At 53.8% G+C, this 19,029-nt stretch carries 17 protein-coding genes; 8 read left to right on the forward strand and 9 right to left on the reverse strand.

Going from position 1 to position 19,029, the window contains the following annotated elements:
• Nucleotides 1–26: 26 nt before the first annotated feature.
• On the reverse strand, nt 27–1,211 hold the full coding sequence (locus tag L1D43_RS17430; RefSeq protein WP_239853631.1) for a helix-turn-helix domain-containing protein: 1,185 nt from the start codon (nt 1,209–1,211) through the stop codon (nt 27–29).
• Between the two features lie 355 nt (nt 1,212–1,566).
• Nucleotides 1,567–2,316 carry a class I SAM-dependent methyltransferase gene (locus L1D43_RS17435; protein WP_239853783.1) on the reverse strand — a complete coding sequence of 250 codons (750 nt, stop codon included), beginning with the start codon at nt 2,314–2,316 and terminating at the stop codon, nt 1,567–1,569.
• 212 nt (nt 2,317–2,528) lie between these two features.
• Between L1D43_RS17435 and rlmJ the strand changes: the two genes are divergently transcribed.
• On the forward strand, nt 2,529–3,368 hold the full coding sequence (rlmJ, locus tag L1D43_RS17440) for a 23S rRNA (adenine(2030)-N(6))-methyltransferase RlmJ (RefSeq protein WP_239853638.1): 840 nt from the start codon (nt 2,529–2,531) through the stop codon (nt 3,366–3,368).
• Between the two features lie 59 nt (nt 3,369–3,427).
• Here rlmJ and L1D43_RS17445 read toward each other — a convergent pair whose 3' ends face one another.
• From L1D43_RS17445 to L1D43_RS17460, 4 genes are read right to left on the reverse strand one after another with little or no spacing between them, the layout of a single operon-like run.
• Nucleotides 3,428–3,790 carry a DUF4440 domain-containing protein gene (locus L1D43_RS17445; protein ID WP_239853640.1) on the reverse strand — a complete coding sequence of 121 codons (363 nt, stop codon included), beginning with the start codon at nt 3,788–3,790 and terminating at the stop codon, nt 3,428–3,430.
• Between the two features lie 5 nt (nt 3,791–3,795).
• Nucleotides 3,796–4,524, reverse strand: a complete 729-nt coding sequence (locus L1D43_RS17450) for a lytic transglycosylase domain-containing protein (protein ID WP_239853642.1) — start codon at nt 4,522–4,524, stop codon at nt 3,796–3,798.
• Nucleotides 4,524–5,534, reverse strand: a complete 1,011-nt coding sequence (locus L1D43_RS17455; RefSeq protein WP_239853644.1) for a DUF3137 domain-containing protein — start codon at nt 5,532–5,534, stop codon at nt 4,524–4,526. The genes L1D43_RS17450 and L1D43_RS17455 overlap by 1 nt, the downstream gene beginning before the upstream one ends.
• Before the next feature lie 16 nt (nt 5,535–5,550).
• A complete protein-coding gene (locus tag L1D43_RS17460) occupies nt 5,551–6,120 on the reverse strand; it encodes a LemA family protein (protein ID WP_239853646.1) in 570 nt (189 codons plus the stop codon).
• 806 nt (nt 6,121–6,926) lie between these two features.
• On the opposite strand from L1D43_RS17460, the gene L1D43_RS17465 reads away from it, so the two are divergent.
• The gene (locus L1D43_RS17465; protein ID WP_239853647.1) at nt 6,927–8,540 is read left to right on the forward strand and encodes an AbgT family transporter; all 1,614 of its coding nucleotides are present in this window, start codon (nt 6,927–6,929) and stop codon (nt 8,538–8,540) included.
• Between the two features lie 44 nt (nt 8,541–8,584).
• On the opposite strand, the gene L1D43_RS17470 is transcribed toward L1D43_RS17465, so the two are convergent.
• Nucleotides 8,585–9,457: a LysR family transcriptional regulator gene (locus L1D43_RS17470; RefSeq protein WP_239853785.1), complete on the reverse strand. Its 873-nt coding sequence runs from the start codon at nt 9,455–9,457 to the stop codon at nt 8,585–8,587.
• A gap of 92 nt (nt 9,458–9,549) precedes the next feature.
• Here L1D43_RS17470 and L1D43_RS17475 point away from each other — a divergent pair, with 92 nt between their 5' ends.
• Entirely contained in the window at nt 9,550–10,053 is a 504-nt protein-coding gene (locus L1D43_RS17475; protein WP_239853649.1) for a lactoylglutathione lyase family protein, read from the forward strand.
• Between the two features lie 83 nt (nt 10,054–10,136).
• Here the strand turns inward: L1D43_RS17475 and prlC are convergent, their stop codons facing one another.
• Nucleotides 10,137–12,176, reverse strand: coding sequence for an oligopeptidase A (gene prlC, locus L1D43_RS17480; protein ID WP_239853651.1), 2,040 nt, complete (start codon nt 12,174–12,176; stop codon nt 10,137–10,139).
• Between the two features lie 302 nt (nt 12,177–12,478).
• Between prlC and L1D43_RS17485 the strand changes: the two genes are divergently transcribed.
• From L1D43_RS17485 to gorA, 3 genes are all read left to right on the forward strand, one after another.
• Nucleotides 12,479–13,255: a hypothetical protein gene (locus tag L1D43_RS17485; protein ID WP_239853656.1), complete on the forward strand. Its 777-nt coding sequence runs from the start codon at nt 12,479–12,481 to the stop codon at nt 13,253–13,255.
• Nucleotides 13,256–13,377: 122 nt separating this feature from the next.
• Nucleotides 13,378–13,920: a hypothetical protein gene (locus L1D43_RS17490; RefSeq protein WP_239853657.1), complete on the forward strand. Its 543-nt coding sequence runs from the start codon at nt 13,378–13,380 to the stop codon at nt 13,918–13,920.
• A 131-nt stretch (nt 13,921–14,051) separates the two neighbouring features.
• The gene (gene gorA / locus L1D43_RS17495; protein ID WP_239853658.1) at nt 14,052–15,407 is read left to right on the forward strand and encodes a glutathione-disulfide reductase; all 1,356 of its coding nucleotides are present in this window, start codon (nt 14,052–14,054) and stop codon (nt 15,405–15,407) included.
• Between the two features lie 227 nt (nt 15,408–15,634).
• Here the strand turns inward: gorA and L1D43_RS17500 are convergent, their stop codons facing one another.
• Entirely contained in the window at nt 15,635–16,327 is a 693-nt protein-coding gene (locus tag L1D43_RS17500) for a hypothetical protein (RefSeq protein ID WP_239853659.1), read from the reverse strand.
• Between the two features lie 759 nt (nt 16,328–17,086).
• On the opposite strand from L1D43_RS17500, the gene rimK reads away from it, so the two are divergent.
• Complete coding sequence (gene rimK, locus L1D43_RS17505) at nt 17,087–17,992, forward strand: 30S ribosomal protein S6--L-glutamate ligase (protein WP_239853660.1); 906 nt, start codon at nt 17,087–17,089, stop codon at nt 17,990–17,992.
• Nucleotides 17,993–19,015 (forward strand): succinylglutamate desuccinylase/aspartoacylase family protein, encoded by a 1,023-nt coding sequence (locus L1D43_RS17510; protein ID WP_041508784.1) that lies wholly within the window; start codon nt 17,993–17,995, stop codon nt 19,013–19,015.
• Nucleotides 19,016–19,029 lie beyond the last annotated feature (14 nt).

Here is a 19,029-nt window from a genome sequence, read left to right on the forward strand (position 1 = left end):
CTGAATCGGCCGATTCGGACGTACAACTAGGCCGAGCCGGACTCGATTTGTACGGCCCGGCTCAACTGCTCGCGATATTGACTGGGCGTTTTCCCGGTGAACTGTTTGAAAACGGCATTAAATGTGCTCTTCGATGAAAAACCGGATTCCAAAGCGAGGTCGAGCAGTTTAGCAGAACTGTCCGCCCGCAATTTCTCGCAAAAATAATGGATGCGGTACTGATTGACGAACTGATAAAAGTTTTTACTTTCCTGTTGATTCAACACCTCAGACAAATGATGGGGCGTCAATCCAACGGCCTCTGCCAGACGCGTCAACGTCAGCTGGTTATCTAGGTAGGGACGGTGTTCGGCCATATGCTGTTTGACGACATTCGAAAGGTTACAGCGAATGCCCTCGGTAAGCACCCCGCTCTGTTTGTCGGTCGTCTGTTGCCCCTGAATATTCCCGTCGCCCGAATGGGTCTGCAATGTCGAAACGTCATCGATATTCGGCGTTTCCGCCAGTTTGGCTATTGTGAACAATCTGGGGTTACGCCACTGGGCCAGGGCAATGCTGTAGATCAAAATCACGATCAAGAAATCGCCTAAGGTTGAGAGTCGCGAAAAATCGGTGCTGAGACTTCCCAGGGCTTTGAAAAGCCAGATGACGCCATTCAGAACCAACAATTTCCACAGCCAGGTAAAAATAGCTGGGTTGAAGTCCGACAGGGTTTGCGCCGCTTTAATCCGACACCGATGCAGCAGCCCGATAGTGAACCCGAGATAAATAAACGCCTGAAAGAATAAAATCAAGTTACTTAGCTCAAAGCGCCACGACTCGGGCCCTCCGGACTGCACCATGGCTAATTTGCTTTCCGCCGGTGCCAGCAAGATATCCAAATTAAGTCCCCAGCAAATAAGCAGAGGTGTAAAATGCCACAAGTCTAGGTAGCGAAACCTTTGTTCCATCAGCGCATGGCGGCAGTACAAAAACAGCAGGGCGCCGTAACCCGCCGGTAAAAAATAACTCCAGCCGATAAGGTCGGAAAACGCATTCAATTCTCCATTCATGGGAATGAACGCGCTTAAGAAGCGCAACGCAAGAAACAGACACCAGCTTCCCAATATGCGATTGCCGTGACTGTTCTGCCCGCCGACAATCAACAGGCACGCCATTAAAACGCCTTGAAAGGAACCGATGGCAAAAAGGTATTGGATTAAAATCGGCATAGGTTCTTCGTGTTACTTGTTATGAAATCCCAAAATCAAGCATTGGGCAGGTATTCCGGTTTTCAGATCTCAAAACGACGCAGCCGAAGAGTCGGCAAACAATTGAAAACAATGAACCGTATAGCCATCTACACTAACTTGATTCGCACCTAAAAGAAAACAGGGTGTCTCGTTTTCAAACGAAAAAAACGACACAAGTCGGGTTGTTTAATGCTGTTTTTAAAGAACAAAAAGTCAGTATGACTAACCCCAGGTCAGAACCCATAAAAGCCTCAGGCCCGAAGGAAAGGTCATTTCAAGCTTTACCGCGGTAGCTGCTGGAAGTTAATTTGAATCGCCACCGATTTTCTAGACACTAGTTGTCTTTCATCGCGGCCTTAACGTAGACATCGAAGCGGTTCTTCTTGGTTTCGATACGGGTGCTGGGTTTGACGCCGTCGAGATCGTCGGCGTAGTCGGGGCGCTTGACCACCACGCGCTTGCTGGCGAGAGCCATGGCCGGGGCCAGCAGGCCGTCGGCGTCGAGGTCGGCGCCCACCAGCGACTGGAATACGCGCATCTCTTTCTTCACCAGGGCCGACTTTTCCCTGTGGGGATACATAGGGTCCAGATAGACCACATCCACCTGCTCACCCAGTTCGGCCAACGCCGTCAGGCTGGAACCATGGACTAGATGCATTCGCTCACGCATCCAGGGGCCGATATCGGCATCTTCATAGGCGCGACGCAGACCATCTTCCAGCAAGGCGGCCACCACGGGATTGCGTTCAACCATGGTTACCTTGCAGCCCAGGCTGGCGAGCACGAAGGCGTCCCGCCCAAGGCCTGCGGTGCCATCGACGACGCTCGGGGTCACTCCCTGCTTGAGGCCCACCGCCTTGGCTATCGCCTGGCCTCGACCGCCGCCGAACTTACGCCTGTGAGCCACGGCGCCGGTAACGAAATCCACCAATATGCCCTTGAGTTTGGGCTCGTCGCGCTTGTTTAAGATGAGACAGTTATCTTCGAACACCAGCTCGAACTGGGCGTCCTTGTCGAACACTAGCCCCCAACGATCACACACGGCTTCCAGGGTCGGGTATTGGCGATTAAAAAAGATCCCCACAGATGCGGGCTTGGTCGATGATGCAGTCACTTTGGCTCAATAAGTTAAGAAATAACGTTCTCATTATGCCAAAAGTGCACAGCGCTGAATATGGCCTTTGTTAGCGAGACTTACTGCCTGCCGCTGCACCTAGACAGGAGTCGCTGTACCTGGGCTGGCATCCCCCCTATAATCGCCCTATCAGGCTAGCGCCCTCACCATCTGGAATCTTCATGTTAAGTTATCGTCACGGCTACCACGCCGGAAACTATGCCGATGTGCTCAAGCACAGTATCTTGCTGCAAACCCTCAAGTTGATGCATAAGAAGAATAAGCCCATGGTGTATATCGATACCCATGCGGGCGCCGGTGGTTATGCGCTATCCGATGAGTTTGCCCAGAAGACGGGTGAATATTTAGAGGGGGTCGCCAAGCTGTGGGACAAGCAGGACCTGCCCGAGGCACTTAGCCAATACATAAGCGATATCAAACACTTCAATGGCTCGGACGATCTAGAGCTGTATCCGGGCTCCCCCGCTTTTGTCGACATGAACCTAAGAGATAATGATCGCATGGTGCTGCATGAGCTGCACGGCGCCGACCATCAGCTGTTGGATGAGCAACTGGGCGGTGACAAGCAGATCAAGGTGATCAAGGGCGACGGCCTGAAGGGGCTACTTGCCGCCGTGCCGCCACCGGAACGCCGCGGCGTCATCCTTATCGACCCCAGCTACGAGATAAAGAGCGACTACCAGGAAGTCGCCAAGGCCGTGATCAAGGCGCACAAGAAGTTTGCCACCGGCGTCTATATGATCTGGTATCCCGTGGTGAAGCGCGAGCAGACCGAGGCCATGTTTGACCTGCTAAAGCAGAGCGGCATTAAGCGCCAGCTACGTATCGAACAGGCGATTAGACCCGACAGCGAGGAATTTGGCATGACGGCGGCAGGCCTCTGGGTGATCAATCCCCCCTGGCAGCTTGATGAGATAGCCAAGACGACGCTGGACTATCTGGATCCGCTACTGAATCAGGGCGGCGGCCGGGTAGAGGTCACCTGGGAAGTGGGCGAATAGCAGCTAGGAATATTCGCTTAGAAACAAGCGCTGAGAGAAAACCTTTAACCACAAGCCAGTTAGAAGTAGGGCGCGCAGGGCGTGCCCTGATGGTAGATCATCTGCCATCGGCCATTACTGCATTTCCACAGCGAGGTGCGCAGCGAATAACGCTTATCTACCTCGTTTACCGGCTTAAAACAGGCGCGGTAGTTGAGCTGGACCAGATCTTCGCTCAGCAAGCGATACTGCATATCGCTCACTCTAAATACCGGCGGTTTCTCCTTGGGCAGGCGCGCCAACACCTCAGGCTTGCCGAAACTGATTCCCGTGGCGCCCACCTCCAAAAAGTCGGCATGTATCAACTCGTCGAGCACATTGGCATCGCAGCGCACCTCTGGGCTGAGCAGCGCGAGTTCCAATTCGATAATGGTCTGCTGCATCTTAATCACCCCAGCTTCTGATAACGCTTCATCAGTATCTTGACCCGTTTCACATAGGCCTGGGTCTCCGGATAGGGCGGGATCCCCTTGTACTGAGTCACTGTGGTAGGGCCGGCATTATAGGCGGCGCAGGCCAGATCGATATTGCCATCGAACCTTGCCAGCATCTTGGCTAAGTAGCGAGCGCCGCCGTCGATATTCTGCTCGGGGCGGTAGGGGTTCTTCACTCCCATCGCCTTGGCGGTATCTGGCATCAGCTGCATCAGCCCCATGGCACCGCTACGGGACAGGGCAAACACATTAAAGGCGGATTCGGCATGGATCACGGCGCGGATCAGCGCGGGATCTAGATGATGCGCCTTAGCAGCTCTTGAGATTAGCTCATCATATTCCGCGCTAAACAGCGGCATCTTCTGCCAGTCGAGAGTCGAGTCGGGTTTACAGGCATAGCACTCATACGACAGCACCCTGAAATCCCTGTCGCCCGGGGCATGGTCGGCAAAGGCCACCACGCCGTTGGCCTGGGTGTATTGATAAACTTTGATCTTGCTATCGCCCGTCTCGCTAGGGCGCGGGGCATCGCCCCTGTTTAAGATGCCATGCTTAGAGTAGCTCGCCTTGTAGCGCGGCTTTTCCGATTGCGCCACAGCAAGCTGCTGGCATAGCAGCAGGCCGAGCCCAAGACAGACCAGCTTTAGGGGAAAATGTAGAGTGCGGGGCGCGGCAGCAGGCATTAAAATCCAATGTCTTGGTCGAGTTTGAGTACTTCAATCATAGCAAACAGCTGCTTCATCTCACGGTTAATTTGGCTAAACTCGTACTCGAAGGTAGCGCCGTTAAAGATGGAACCCATCTCGAAGCGGTTATCGCCACTCTGCAACATGATCAATAACTTGTCTTCATAGAAGGCGCACTGGATCTTACCGGAAAACAGGTTGGCCAGTGACTGGAGACGCTCCATGAAACCGACCGTGAGCAGGTAACGCGCCTCGATCTGATCGCTTGAAAACACGTCAAACTGCTTCTCGAATCTCGGGTCTTCCAGCTTAACCCGGCTCAGGCGCTTAAAGCTGCTGGAGAGAAAATTCACCAGGCCGCCGCGATTCTTCACCACCACGGTATGCCCCTTAAATGCCTTATGGCTGCTGAGCTGCACCATGACGCCGCGAAACACGGTCTCTGTCTCTGTACTCTTCTCACGCTTGACCTGCTTGGTCAAACACAGCTCGTTGATGGCGATCTCGACCCCTTTGTAGGTGCCTTGCACATAGTCATCAAACTTAGCATTGTCATAGCCAGGCAGCAGCTTAGAGCGCTTGAGCTGAGTCAGGCTCATGCTGTGGCTGGTACTGAAGATAAAGTCATGGCCGAAGTAACGGAAGATCTTGGGGAACACCTCGCGCTTCACATCGCTTTTATAACGCTTCAGGGGGCGATAACTCCACCAGCCAAAGGGGAGACACAGCACAATGAAGAAGACCCAAGGGATATCCAGGTAACCGGACATACTAAAGATAAAGATCAGCAGCGCCAGACCGAGGAGGATCCCTAAGCTGGTATAGATACGCCCGCGCAGCGCCTTGAGGCTGGCGACCCTGTGGTTTTCAAATTTACGGGTGAGCGGCTCGATATGTTCTTCATAATAAGCCTTAAATTGTACCAACTCCTCGGGGTCCGCCCGCAGGCGCTGCGGTTGACGCAGGGCCTTAATCGGCGCCCCGAGGATAAAACTGATCGGGTTCATGGAATCAGAACCCGCTTTACTTCAGGTAGTCGGATGCATCGATCGGCGTCTTCGACGCTTCATCGGCTTCGTAGAAAGGCATCACCTTAACCTTGGCCATGGAGGCGATAATGGAACCGGGGAAGATCTCCACCGCGGTATTGAGTTCAGACACGGCCGAGTTGTAGAAACGTCTCGCCGCCGAGATATGCTCCTCGACCTCGCTGTAGGTGGTCATCGCCTGCACCATGCTCTTGTCTGACTTAAGCTCGGGGTAGTTCTCGACGCTTACCATCAGCTGGCCCATCTTGCTGTTGAGCTGCCCGGCCAATCCCAAATGCTCCTTGATGGCATCGGCATCGTTCAGATCATAGCCCGCAGTCACCTGAGCACGCAGCGCGGTGATCTCGGTAAGCAGCGACTTCTCGTGATCCATAAATTTCTGTGCAATCTTAAGAATATTGGGCACCAGATTGGCGCGCTTCTTCAGCTGCACATCGATACCCGACAAGGCTTCACGCACCACGTTACGCTTCTTGATCAGGCTGACATACCAGAGGTAGGTGATAATAACGACTAGGCCAAGGCCTAATAACAAACCTTCCATCTTTGAGTTCCTTCCCTATAGTTATTCTTATATCTCGTTAGTTAACGCACCAGCTTCACCGATTTTCGCGATGATTTCCAGCAATTTATCTATGGCGTTTTCACCGGCTCATTGCTGCTATATTCATCTGTTTTCAGCCTAAATGAAAATAATGACGCCATTATTTGCCGCAAAAATATCTTTTTCACCTAAGTCCATGATGTTTTACCGCTAGTTAGACGAAACAACAAGACACCAGAAAAACCAAGATAAATACCCATATAAAACAATACAATAAAGACAAATAAAAACCAAACCAACACAATCACCTCATCATAGTCCAGTCATAAAGACAGGCATCATCTGCATGAAGCGACATCTTAGGACAAAAATAGCGCAATCAGGCGGATATTTAATAAACAACCACCTTAGCCCCCTTAACCCTACCGAGCTGGTTGCGCAGAGATTAACCAGTCTCATCATGGCGAGCAGAACGGGAAACGACGCTCGTTTCCCCTCCTGTCTCAACGCGTTATCTGTTCAGTCTTCATACAGCTAACTTGGGCTAATATCTTAGTCAACCAAGAGGCAACCCATCTTCCCTAGTTGGGCTTTGGTTCAATCATCATCTTAATATCGGCCCGCTTACCCCCTAAGCCGGGCTTTTTTTTGCCTATTGTTCACCCTCTGCACCCCAACGCAAACGGGCGATTTGCCCCAAATTAAGCTTCAGTTAAAGCAACTCCTTCATCATGGGTGGCTAACACTACGCCGTTTGGCGAGCAGATATATAAGGGCACCCAGATGTCCAAGATGAAGGAAACACCATGAGCTCCAATAAAGAAGAGGGTCTGGTGGCCAACCAGCCCCCAGCCCCCTCGACGACCAAGAACGGCCTCTTCGTCCGCTTTCTCAACCTGGTCGAACATTTGGGGAACCTCCTACCCCATCCCATCACCCTCTTCGCCCTATTTTGCGCCGCCGTGATAGTGATCAGTGGCATCGCGGGTTATTTCGAGCTGACGGTCAACGATCCCCGTCCGGTCGGCGCGGCGGGACGTGGCGAAGATGGCCTGATCCACGTGGTTAGCCTGATGAACGCCGAAGGCCTGAGGATGATAGTCTCCAACCTGGTGACCAACTTCACCGGCTTTACTCCCCTGGGCACTGTATTGGTGGCCCTACTTGGGGTTGGCATCGCCGACCGCTCCGGGCTGCTGTCGGCGGCCATGCGCACCCTGGTCATGGGCGCCTCAAAGCGTCTGGTCACGCTGACAGTAGTCTTCGCCGGTATCGTCTCCAACACGGCGGCCGAGCTGGGCTATGTAGTGTTGATCCCCATGGCCGCACTGATCTTCCACTCTCTGGGGCGTCACCCCCTGGCGGGTCTGGCGGCGGCCTTCGCCGGTGTCTCAGGCGGCTATAGCGCCAACCTGCTGCTGGGCACGGTCGACCCGCTATTGTCGGGCATCACCGAGGCGGCGGCGCAGATGATCGACCCCGACTATTTAGTTGGCCCAGAGGTGAACTGGTACTTCATGTTTGCCTCCACCTTCGTCATTACCCTACTGGGCGCCCTAGTCACGGAGAAGATAGTCGAGCCCAAGCTGGGCAAGTACGACCCCACCGAGGCCAGCATAGATCTGCATAGTCAGAAGATGGATAGCGTCACGCCGCTGGAGATCAAGGGCCTCAAGATGGCCGGTCTCTCCATCCTGATATTAGGCGGCATCCTGGCGCTCTCTGTGGTGCCGGAGAATGCGCCGCTGCGTCACCCTGAGACGGGGCTGGTTGCCGGTTCGCCCTTCCTCAAGGGGATAGTCGCCTTCATCTTCATCTGTTTCGCCATTCCCGGCCTGGTCTACGGCAAGGTGGTGGGCACCATGAAGCGGGATAAAGACGTGATCGACGCCATGTCCCACAGCATGAGTACCATGGGCATGTATATCGTGCTGGTGTTCTTTGCCTCGCAGTTTGTCGCCTTCTTCAAGTGGACTAACCTGGGCGCCGTGCTGGCGGTAGCAGGGGCCGACGCCCTCAATGCCATAGGGCTCACGGGGCCGCTGGTGTTCCTGCTGTTTATCATGATGTGTGGTTTCATCAACCTGATGCTGGGCAGCGCCTCGGCGCAGTGGGCGGTAACGGCGCCTATCTTCGTGCCCATGCTGATGTTGGTCGGCTATGCGCCAGAGACGATTCAGGCAGCCTACCGAATCGGCGACTCGGTCACCAACCTAATCACCCCAATGATGAGCTATTTCGGCCTGATCCTGGCGGTGGCCTCCCAGTATAAGAAGCACCTGGGCATAGGCACGCTGGTCGCCACCATGTTGCCTTACTCTATCGTCTTCTTTATCGGTTGGACCTGCTTCTTCTTCATCTGGGTGTTCGCCCTCGGGCTGCCGGTCGGTCCGGGCGCCGCCACCTACTACACGCCGTAAGAAAAGTTGCGAGGCCGGTGAAACCATCGGCCTCGCTCATTTTGCTAGGCCAGGCTGGCCTTAATCACTTCTCGTACCGACTCCACCCGCTTCGCCAATACCGACCGTCGTCGACGGCAGAGATAAATAGGCTCGCTGACAGCATTGGGCAGCCGATGCGCCCTTATCAGCTCCTGACGGGCAAAGGCCTCCACCGCATAGGCCGGCAAGACGGTAAAGCCCAGTCCACGACTCACGGGCTCGAGAATCAAGCCTATCTGATTAGAGAAACCCCGATTAGGCAGCTGATCACTATGTTCAAACTCTGGATAATTAGCGCCCAACAGCAGCTTGGCATGATGAGCACCGTCGGGATGATCGAAAAAACCCATCTGCTGTAGCGCCTCCCAGGACACAGTCTCCTGGCTCGCGGGCGTGACCAGAAGCAGCGGCTCCTTGGCGATCGGCTCGGCCTGTACCTCGGTAAGCTCTGGCTGGCGAGTCATCAGGCCGATATCGGCCTCCATCGCGGCGATGGCGCTCTCGACTCCGGCGTTGGAGGCGAAACGATAATCCAGCGACAACTCAGGGTGCGCGCATTGCAGCTCAAGCAGCTCGCCATACAGCTTGAGGCCGACGCTGCCGGGGGAGATCAGGCGTACCTCTCCGGCAAAGGGCGGGTCTTGCTTGATCCCCTGCTCAAGCTGAGCCAAGGATTGCAGTATCGCCTGCCCCTGCTGGTATAGCTGACGCCCGGCGTGGGTCAGGGAAAACTTCTTGCCCTCTCTGAGCAGCAGCTGAGTATCGAACTGCTCTTCGAGCTTACGCACATGCTGACTGACGCCGGATTGAGTCATATGCAGGCGCTCGGCGGTGCGGGTGAAATGGCCCAGCTCCACCAGGGTGCAGAAGCTGCGCAACCAGACGGGATTAATCATCACAATTTGTACTCAAAATTATAAATTTTGATAATTTTACATAATTCTGTGTGATTTGTAATCTATACCCAACTCACCAACAGGAGCACAGTATGAACAACACAACTTACCCAAGAACCTTTTCTCACATAGGTATTTCGGTGCCGGATCTCGAGGCAGCCGTCAAATTTTACACCGAGGTGTTAGGCTGGTATCTCATCATGAAACCCACCGAGATTGTGGAAGATGACAGCCCAATCGGCGAGATGTGTACCGACGTCTTCGGTGCCGACTGGGGATCGTTCCGTATCGCGCATCTGGCCACCGGCGACAAGATAGGCGTCGAGCTGTTTCAGTTTGCCAATCAGCAAAACCCTGAGGATAACTTCGAATATTGGAAGACGGGCGTATTCCACTTCAGCGTACAAGACCCGGATCTCGAAGGCCTAGTGGAGAAGATTGTCGCCGCAGGTGGTAAGAAGCGCATGAAGGCCCCTCGCTACTACTATCCAGGCGAGAAGCCTTACCGCATGATCTACATGGAAGATCCCTTCGGCAACATCCTAGAGATCTACAGCCACAGCTATGAGCTAACCTACAGCGCGGGCGCTTATTAATACCAAACTCTAGCCCATAAAAAAGGCCAACCCTTAACATAGGGTTGGCCTTTTAGTACCGATTTAGACTAATCAGAAAAGCATTAGCCTTGAATGCCCGAGTGTCTCAGCAGGGCGTCGATCTGTGGCTCACGGCCTCTGAAACGCTTAAATAGCTCCATCGGCTCCAGGCTGCCGCCCATCTCGAGGATGTTTTCTAGGAAGCTGCGTCCGGTCTCGGCATTAAAGATCCCCTCCTCCTCGAAGCGAGAGAAGGCATCGGCCGACAATACCTCGGCCCACTTGTAGCTGTAGTAACCCGCGGCGTAACCACCGGCAAAAATATGGGCAAAGCTGTGCTGGAAACGATTAAAGTCGGCGGCCTTGACCACGGCAACCTGATCTCTCACCTCATCCAACTTAGCCTGAATGTGGGCACCCTCGGCCGGGTCATATTCCAGATGCAGGCGGAAGTCGAACAGCGAAAACTCCAGCTGACGCAACATCATCATGCCCGACTGGAAATTCTTCGCCGCCAGCATCTTGTCTAACATCGCCTTCGGCAGGGGTTCATGGGTCTCGAAATGGCCCGAGATCTCCGCCAGCGCCTCCTCCTCGAAGCACCAGTTTTCCATGAATTGGCTCGGCAGCTCCACCGCATCCCAGGGCACACCATTGATGCCAGAGACGCCCGCCACATCTATCTTGGTCAGCATATGATGTATGCCGTGGCCAAACTCGTGGAACAGCGTCGTCACCTCATCGTGGGTAAACAGCGCAGGCTTGCCGCTGACAGGGGCGTTAAAGTTACAGGTCAGGTAAGCCACCGGCTTCTGCAGGCCCTTGGCGGTTTGTCGACGCACCCGGCAATCGTCCATCCAGGCGCCGCCGCGCTTACCCTCGCGGGCATAGAGATCCAGGTAGAAGCTGCCTCTGTGCTCACCCTCGGCGTCTTTGATATGGAAGAAGCGCACATCTTTATGCCAGCTGTCGAAATGCTCCTGCTCCTCTATGGTCAGGTCAAACAGACGAGACACCGTATAGAAGAGGCCCGACAGCACACGATCTTCAGGGAAATACGGGCGCAGCAGCTCCTGGGAGATCTCATATCTGTGGTGCTTGAGCTTCTCGGCATAGTAGCTGAGATCCCAAGGCGCCAGCTCGGTCACGCCAAACTCTTTCTCGGCAAATGCAGTCAACTCGGCCAGCTCGTTTTGACCCTGCTGCTTAGAGCGGGCCGCCAGCTCGTTGAGGAAATCCAGCACCTGCTGCGGCGTCTCGGCCATCTTGGTCGCCAATGACTTGTGGGCGAAGCTGTCGAAGCCAAGCAGTTTAGCCAGCTGATGGCGCAGATCTAAGATCTCATCCATTAAGGGGCCGTTATCAAACTCACCGGCGTTAGGGCCCTGATCCGAGGCGCGGGTGACGAAGGCTCGGTAGCACTCCTCGCGCAACTGACGATTGTCGCTGTAGGTCATCACGGGCAGATAAGAAGGGAAGTCCAGGGTGAACAACCAGCCTTGCAGCTCTTTGGCCTCGGCCATCGCCTTAGCCGCGGCAATGGCTGACTCGGGCAAACCGGCCAGATCCTCGGCGTCGGTTATCAGCTTAGTCCAGGCCTGAGTGGCATCCAGCAGCTGATTAGAGAAGCTACTGGTTAACTCAGATAAACGTTTAACCAATTTTCCATAAATTTGTTTATCTTCATCGTTCAATCCTATGCCCGACAGCTCGAAATCGCGCAGGCTATGCTCAATACTCGTCTGTTGCGCCTGGCTCAGCTTGGCAAATTCATCGGACTCCTTCAGCGCCTTGTAGGCCTGATACAGCCCCTGATGCTGACCCACATAGGTACCATATTCAGACAAGAGCGGCAGGCAGGCATCGTGGGCAGCGCGCCACTCATCAGTGCTGAGCACAGAGTTCATGTGCGACACGGGCGACCAGATCTGGCTCAGTTCGTCATCCACCTGCTCGAGCGGTGCGATCAGATTATCCCAGGTGTAGGGACCTCCACTGGCGAGCACCTCATCGATCTTCTGGCGACAATTGGCAATCCCCTGCTCGACGGCTGGCTGAATATGCTCGGGTTTAATTTGCGAAAATGGCGGTAATTCACTGCCGCTTAGCAAAGGGTTACTCATCTGGTGTCCTCGTCAATCTTTGGGTATTGAGAGTACATATGGGCGGCGCCGCGACTATTCAAGCATCTTTGGAAAACTTGCAGGCCGAGAATAATGCTTAAGACCTAGGTTTTAACACCTAGAAGTGAGCACCTAGCAATGACCTAGATGGAAAACTTTGATCTAAAGCAAGGCGGTAATGACTAGATATTTACATTGTCGATATTGCCAAGCGGATCGCAAATGCGACCAATTATCATTTATGTTTAATATTTGACCCATTATCATCCGTAACGATTCCAACAGCTTTCAATGTTACTCCCATGAACAGACTGCTCTCTCATTCTTGTATAGTCGGCCTCATACTAGCCGGCACAGCCAACGCCACCGACGAACCAATTCCGGGTACAGTCGATGACTCGCATATCAACAACATCATCAGTCACGCCGAAGGCCCGGATACCAATGTCATCCTCGACCTGGGTTGGGACTCAAAATATATCTCAGAGGGACGCAACAACTTAGACAAGGGTGGCATCTACTGGGCGACGGCCGCCGTACAAGTCGACGATCTCACCCTGTTTACCACAGTCGGTCGTGGTGATAGCCAATACTATATCGAGTGGAACATGGGGCTGGAATATGGCTTCGAGCTGGGCGACAAGCTAAGTGCCGCCCTGGGTTATCAGCGCATCGAGTCCTACGGCGATGAGCGCTGCGGCGACAACGAACTGTTTGCCACCCTGGAATACACTGGCATCACCTGGCTAACCCCTTCGCTGAGCTACACCTACTCCACCGAGGCGGGCGGTTACTTTGTCGAGGCCAGCCTGCACAGCGAATGGCCAGTCTCAGACAGACTGACACTGACACCCTATGTCACCCAGGCGTTTGACTTCCAGTATGCGACCGAAGAACACGATGGCCCTAACCATTTTCAGTTTGGTGTAGAGGCCCAATATCAGCTAGCCAATCGCCTTGTGCTCTCTGGCCACCTGAGCCGCACCCTAGCCCAGGAAGATATTAAGCAGGAAAACCCAGACGCCAAGGGTAGCCTCAACAACACCTATGCGGGCCTGCACCTCACCTTTAGTTTCTAGGCATTAGCTTCTAGGCTTTAGCCGACAGCCCAAACCGTGTCCTTCATTGAAAGCTGGCTCGCCATGAACTAGCTTTACCTAAGGCTAGCAAGGAGTGCTAGCCCTGACTCGGAGGACACGGAATGTCTGGCCACTATCGAACGCTTACCTATTTCACCTTAAACGCCATCGCGCTCTCGCTGCTATTCAGCTGTACCGCAGAGGCCAAAGATAAGGACACGCCGCTCACGCAAGAGACTGTCCTCCACGAGACTATGACCCTGCCCGTCGACGGTGCGCTGGATAGCGAAGGTAATCCACTCGCCATCCCAGACAATCCCACCGGCGCCCTTAACTATCGCGCCAGCCATGCGCAGCCCAAGTCGCGCCGAGATAAGAAATCGCCCTCAAAATCCAAGAGCAAACGCAGCAAAAAACAAAACCGCAAAACGCCGAGCCGCAAACAGCAGCTTGCCAGCCGCCAGCATGTGGCCGACGACCCCAGCTGCCGCTGGCTGGACAAACGCATGTCGCATCTTGAAAACAGCCTCAAGCGGCAACAGAAACACCAGTACGGCTACCAGGATAAGGAGCTACGCGCCCGCCAGAGCGAATGGGTCTGCATGAAGTGCGGCGCCGAAGGGCCAAGCCAGAGCGATCACCACAGATGCCAATATCGGCGCTAACGCCAAACGCATTTGAAAGTCATACGCCCTGACGCGGGTCTATTGCTAAAGGGCGCACACACCTCTGGTTTGCTTGTCGCTTTACCCCTACAATGACCCCCATATGCAATCCGTCGAATTTGGAGAAAAAGATGGCTCAACATTTTGACTATATCTGTTTAGGCGCCGGCAGCGGCGGGATCGCCTCGGCCAACCGTGCGGCCATGCGCGGTGCCAAGGTACTGCTGATCGAAGCCAAGGCGCTGGGCGGCACCTGCGTTAACGTTGGCTGCGTCCCTAAGAAAGTCATGTGGTATGGCGCCCAAGTCGCCGAGGCCATGCACCTGTACGCCAAAGACTATGGCTTCGACGTATCGGTCAACAAATTCGATTGGAGCAAGCTGGTCGAGAGCCGCGAAGCCTACATCGAGCGTATCCACGGCGCCTACGACCGTGGCCTGGACAGCAATGGTGTCACCTTGGTGCGCGGCTATGGCCGCTTCGTCGACAACAACACCATAGAGGTCAACGGCGAGCACTACAGCGCCGACCATATCCTGATCGCCACCGGCGGCACCCCCACCATTCCAAACATTCCGGGCGCCGAATATGGTATCGACTCAGACGGCTTCTTCGCCCTCAACGAGCAGCCTAAGCGTGTGGCCGTTGTCGGCGCTGGCTATATCGCCGTCGAGCTGGCGGGTGTACTCCATGCCTTGGGCAGCGAAACTCACCTGTTTGTGCGTAAGCATGCGCCGCTGCGCAGCTTCGACCCTATGCTGAGCGAAGCCCTGATGGAGTCTATGGCCACAGACGGCCCTAGCCTGCACACCCACAGCATTCCAGAGTCTGTGACCAAGAACGCCGACGGCTCACTGACCCTTAAGCTGGAAAATGGCGAAAGCTATGAGGTCGACACCCTAATCTGGGCCATCGGCCGTCGTCCATCCACCGACAAGATCGGCCTGGAAAATACAGACGTTAAGCTCAACGACAAGGGTTATGTGGTGGTCGATGCACAGCAAAACACCACAGCCAAGGGCATCTACTGCGTCGGCGACATCATAGAAGGCGGCATAGAGCTTACCCCGGTTGCGGTAAAAGCCGGTCGCCTGCTGTCGGAGCGTCTGTTTAACGGCATGACAGAAGCCAAGATGGATTACAGCCTAGTGCCAACCGTGGTGTTCAGCCACCCGGCAATCGGTACCATGGGCCTCACCGAGCCAGAGGCGATCGCCCAATATGGCGAGGAGAACGTCAAGGTTTATAACTCAGGCTTCACCTCTATGTACACGGCAGTTACCGCTCACCGTCAGGCCTGCAAGATGAAGCTGGTGTGCGCCGGTAAAGAGGAGAAGGTCGTGGGCATTCACGGCATCGGCTACGGCATGGATGAGATACTGCAAGGCTTCGGCGTCGCCATCAAGATGGGTGCCACCAAGGCCGACTTCGACGCCGTCGTCGCCATCCACCCCACAGGCGCCGAAGAGTTCGTAACTATGCGTTAATCAGCTCGTTGCTTGATTGAGAGAACAGCAAAAGGCCAGACATATGTCTGGCCTTATTTAATGCTACGCGATGAGAATTGGCGCTCATCTTGTGGAAATATCGGCTAACGCCGCGTTAAGGGGCAGCCAACGCTGCTTCCAAGCTTCAGCATAACATCGTAATCACACAAACCAACGCATAATAAAAATGCCACGCGTTGGCTGTCCCTCTTGAACGCTTTGCTAGGTTAATTTGTTACCTCGTACTCCATAGCGCCATAGGAACCAATTAGTACGTCTTCACGCGTTTGCTCTTCTGCGTTATCAAAGAAGTTATACCCATCCATCCCAATTTCCTTACACAAGTCAATTAGCTTGTTTTGAATATCTTTAGGCAAGTAAATTGATATAGACATTACGCGTCCAGTTAATGGCATATCTGGAGGACCAAACCTTGAAACCCCAAGAACTGAGTTTTTTGCCAATACAGACTTAATGTCATCACTGTCAGCAAGATGCGTGTTGACGCCAACTAATACATTAGATAAAGCAGTGTCAGAAGCACTACCTTCACTCTCTTTAAGGCTCTCGATAGTGACTAACTTCTCTAACTTCTCAATTTTGGCGGTTAACTCGTGGAACTGAACTTCCGATTTACTCACTTTGATTACTGCATTTGTCTTATTGCTTAAATAGCTTGAGTAATAAGAATCCTCTTGTAGCTCTGGACGAAACTTCGTTTGCAACAAAAAAACCGCAGACAAAAACAAAGGAACATTTACAACCGCAGCGATAACCAAAAGACCAGATTGCCAAACAGTTTCAATATTGGTAGCTGCAATCAAAAATGAACTACTAATGGATAATAAACCAACTAACCAAGCAGCTAAAAGCTGGATTGGCTTCGTTAATTTTTCAGGGTTTATCTTACTTTGATTCAATTTGATTTCCCAAAAATTAACCTAACGCTTATTAGCGAGAATGTCGTCTATGTAAATCATTACCACCTAACGTACATCGCGACAAATTCTTTAACCGTCTGAAATTTATATCAATAATGGCATTTCACAACAAGAAAAAGCGAACAACCCAAAACAAAACGAGACCCGCTTAATTAAAGGAAAGAGCGAGACCTGCAATGCTTCCCATTAAATAAGCAACACGATAATCCAAGTCCTTATATGCGACGCAATACGCAAAGCGGATTATCAAATTAACAGGATAGTGAGCAGCCCTATCAGCCTTTTCCTTCACGCCAGCCTTAGTCTACTCCTAGCAAGCAATCACCGAACATAAGCCAAAAGTGTGACTTGCGCGGCTCTGCAAAGTGAGTCAAATCCAGCATAGATAACACTCCTGCCGAGCCTTGGGTTCAGCAACAAAATCCCTTGTGGTCACGACAAAAAAAATTAGCTTTTCTCCGCTGGGGTTTATCAATAAGGTCGCGCCCTAAACAGGCGATGGAAGACCTCTGGCAATCGAATGATATCCAAGGAAAAAAGACCGTTCCGCCGCGGTACTACTCAATTATGGCTATAGTTAAACCAGTTGAGTTATTCCGTTGGCGGCAGGCCGCGCTTAGGTGATCTTTTGCCAACGCGACCCCTCGCGCCGTCGACCTAGATTGTTCGCCATGAGGCCAGCAATCATTTTGAATTTGAAAGCATTAATTTTTTGTTTTACCACTAAGGAATGTAGACATGCGTATTGCAATCTTGTCTCGCAACGAGAACTTATACTCTACCATGCGCCTGAAAGAAGCCGGCGAAGCGCGCGGCCACGAGGTGGATATCATAGACACGCTGCACTGCTACATGGATATCACCAGCAGCAACCCGACCGTGCGTTACATGGGTAAGGTGTTGCCTAAATATGATGCCGTGATCCCACGTATCGGCTCGTCGATCACCTTCTACGGCACGGCCGTGGTGCGCCAGTTCGAGATGATGGGCACCTTCTGCGTCAACGAGTCGGTGGCCATCAGCCGCTCTCGCGATAAGCTGAGATCCCTGCAGCTGCTGTCACGCAAGGGCATTGGCCTGCCGCGCACCGGATTTGCCAGCAAGCCCGACAAGATCCAGGATTTGATCAAGAATGTGGGCGGCGCCCCCCTGGTGATCAAGCTGCTGGAAGGCACACAAGGCATAGGCGTAGTATTGGCCGAAACCAATAAGGCGGCCGAGAGCGTGATCGAGGCCTTCATGGGTCTCAAGGCCAACATATTGGTGCAGGAGTTCATCAAAGAGGCAGGCGGCGCCGATATTCGCTGCTTCGTGGTGGGTGATAAGGTAGTGGCGGCCATGAAGCGTCAGGCGGCCGAAGGCGAGTTTCGCTCTAATTTACACCGCGGCGGCGTGGCCCAGCTGGTGCGCCTGTCGAAAGATGAGCGGGCAACGGCCCTCAACGCCGCCAAGGCGATGGGGCTCAACCTGTGTGGTGTGGATATCTTGCAATCCAACAATGGTCCTGTGGTGATGGAGGTCAACTCCTCGCCAGGCCTGGAAGGGATAGAACAGGCGACCGGCAAGGATGTGGCCGGGCTGATCTATGAATTTATTGAGAAAAAGGCGAAACCCAACGCCAACAGAACTCGCGGAAAAGGCTAAATGAATTCAGCACTGACCATAGCAGGGGTCGATATTCAACCCGGCACCGAGCACCAGCTCGAGCTGCCCGTTGCCAGCCTCTACACTGACACTCAGGTCTCAATTCCTGTCCATGTGATCCGGGCCAAGAAGGATGGCCCCAAGGTGTTTGTCAGCGCCGCGGTGCATGGCGATGAACTCAATGGCATAGAGATCATCCGTCGCCTGATCCAGAGCAAGCTTAAGCTGCTCAAGGGCACGCTGATCTTGGTGCCTATGGTCAATGTTTATGGGGTGCTGAACCAGAGCCGTTATATGCCCGACAGGCGCGACCTTAACCGCTGTTTTCCCGGTTCGCCCAAGGGCTCACTGGCGGGGCGGGTGGCGCATACCTTCTTAGACAGCATAGTGCAGCACTGCGACTATGGTATCGACCTGCACACCGGGGCGATCCACAGATCTAACCTGCCGCAGATCCGCGCCAATCTGGATGACGAGCAGACTCTGGCCCTGGCCCAGGCCTTCGGTGTGCCTGTGCTGCTTAACGCCAACGTGCGTGATGGCTCGCTGCGGGAGTCGGCGGTTAACAAGGGCACCAGGGTGCTGTTGTATGAGGCAGGTCAGGCACTCAGATTCGACGAGCTGTCGATTCAGACCGGCGAGCGGGGGATTCTCAACGTGCTGTCGGCGCTGGGGCTGATCCGCAAGCGCAGGCAGCGCAAGAAGATAGCCCCCTTCATCGCCAACCGCAGCGACTGGACTCGCGCCTCGGCCAGTGGCTTCGTGTGCGAATTTGTTAAGCTAGGCAGCTATGTGGAGAAGGGCGAGGTGCTGGCGGAGATCAACAGCCCACTGGGCGAGCTGATCCAGAGCGTGGTATCCAACCGCGCGGGCATCGTCATCGGCAAGCAGAATATCCCCCTGGTACTGGAGGGTGATGCCATGTTCCACGTGGCCTACTTTGGCAGCGCCGCCGACGAGGTGGCCGAACATATTGAGATAATGAACGATCAGATAATGCCGCTGACCACCCAAACCATCTAAGGCATGAAGAGGCA

The sequence above is a fragment of the Shewanella sp. Isolate8 genome (assembly GCF_022398495.1).
In the GTDB taxonomy this organism is placed as follows: Bacteria; Pseudomonadota; Gammaproteobacteria; order Enterobacterales; family Shewanellaceae; genus Shewanella; species Shewanella aquimarina.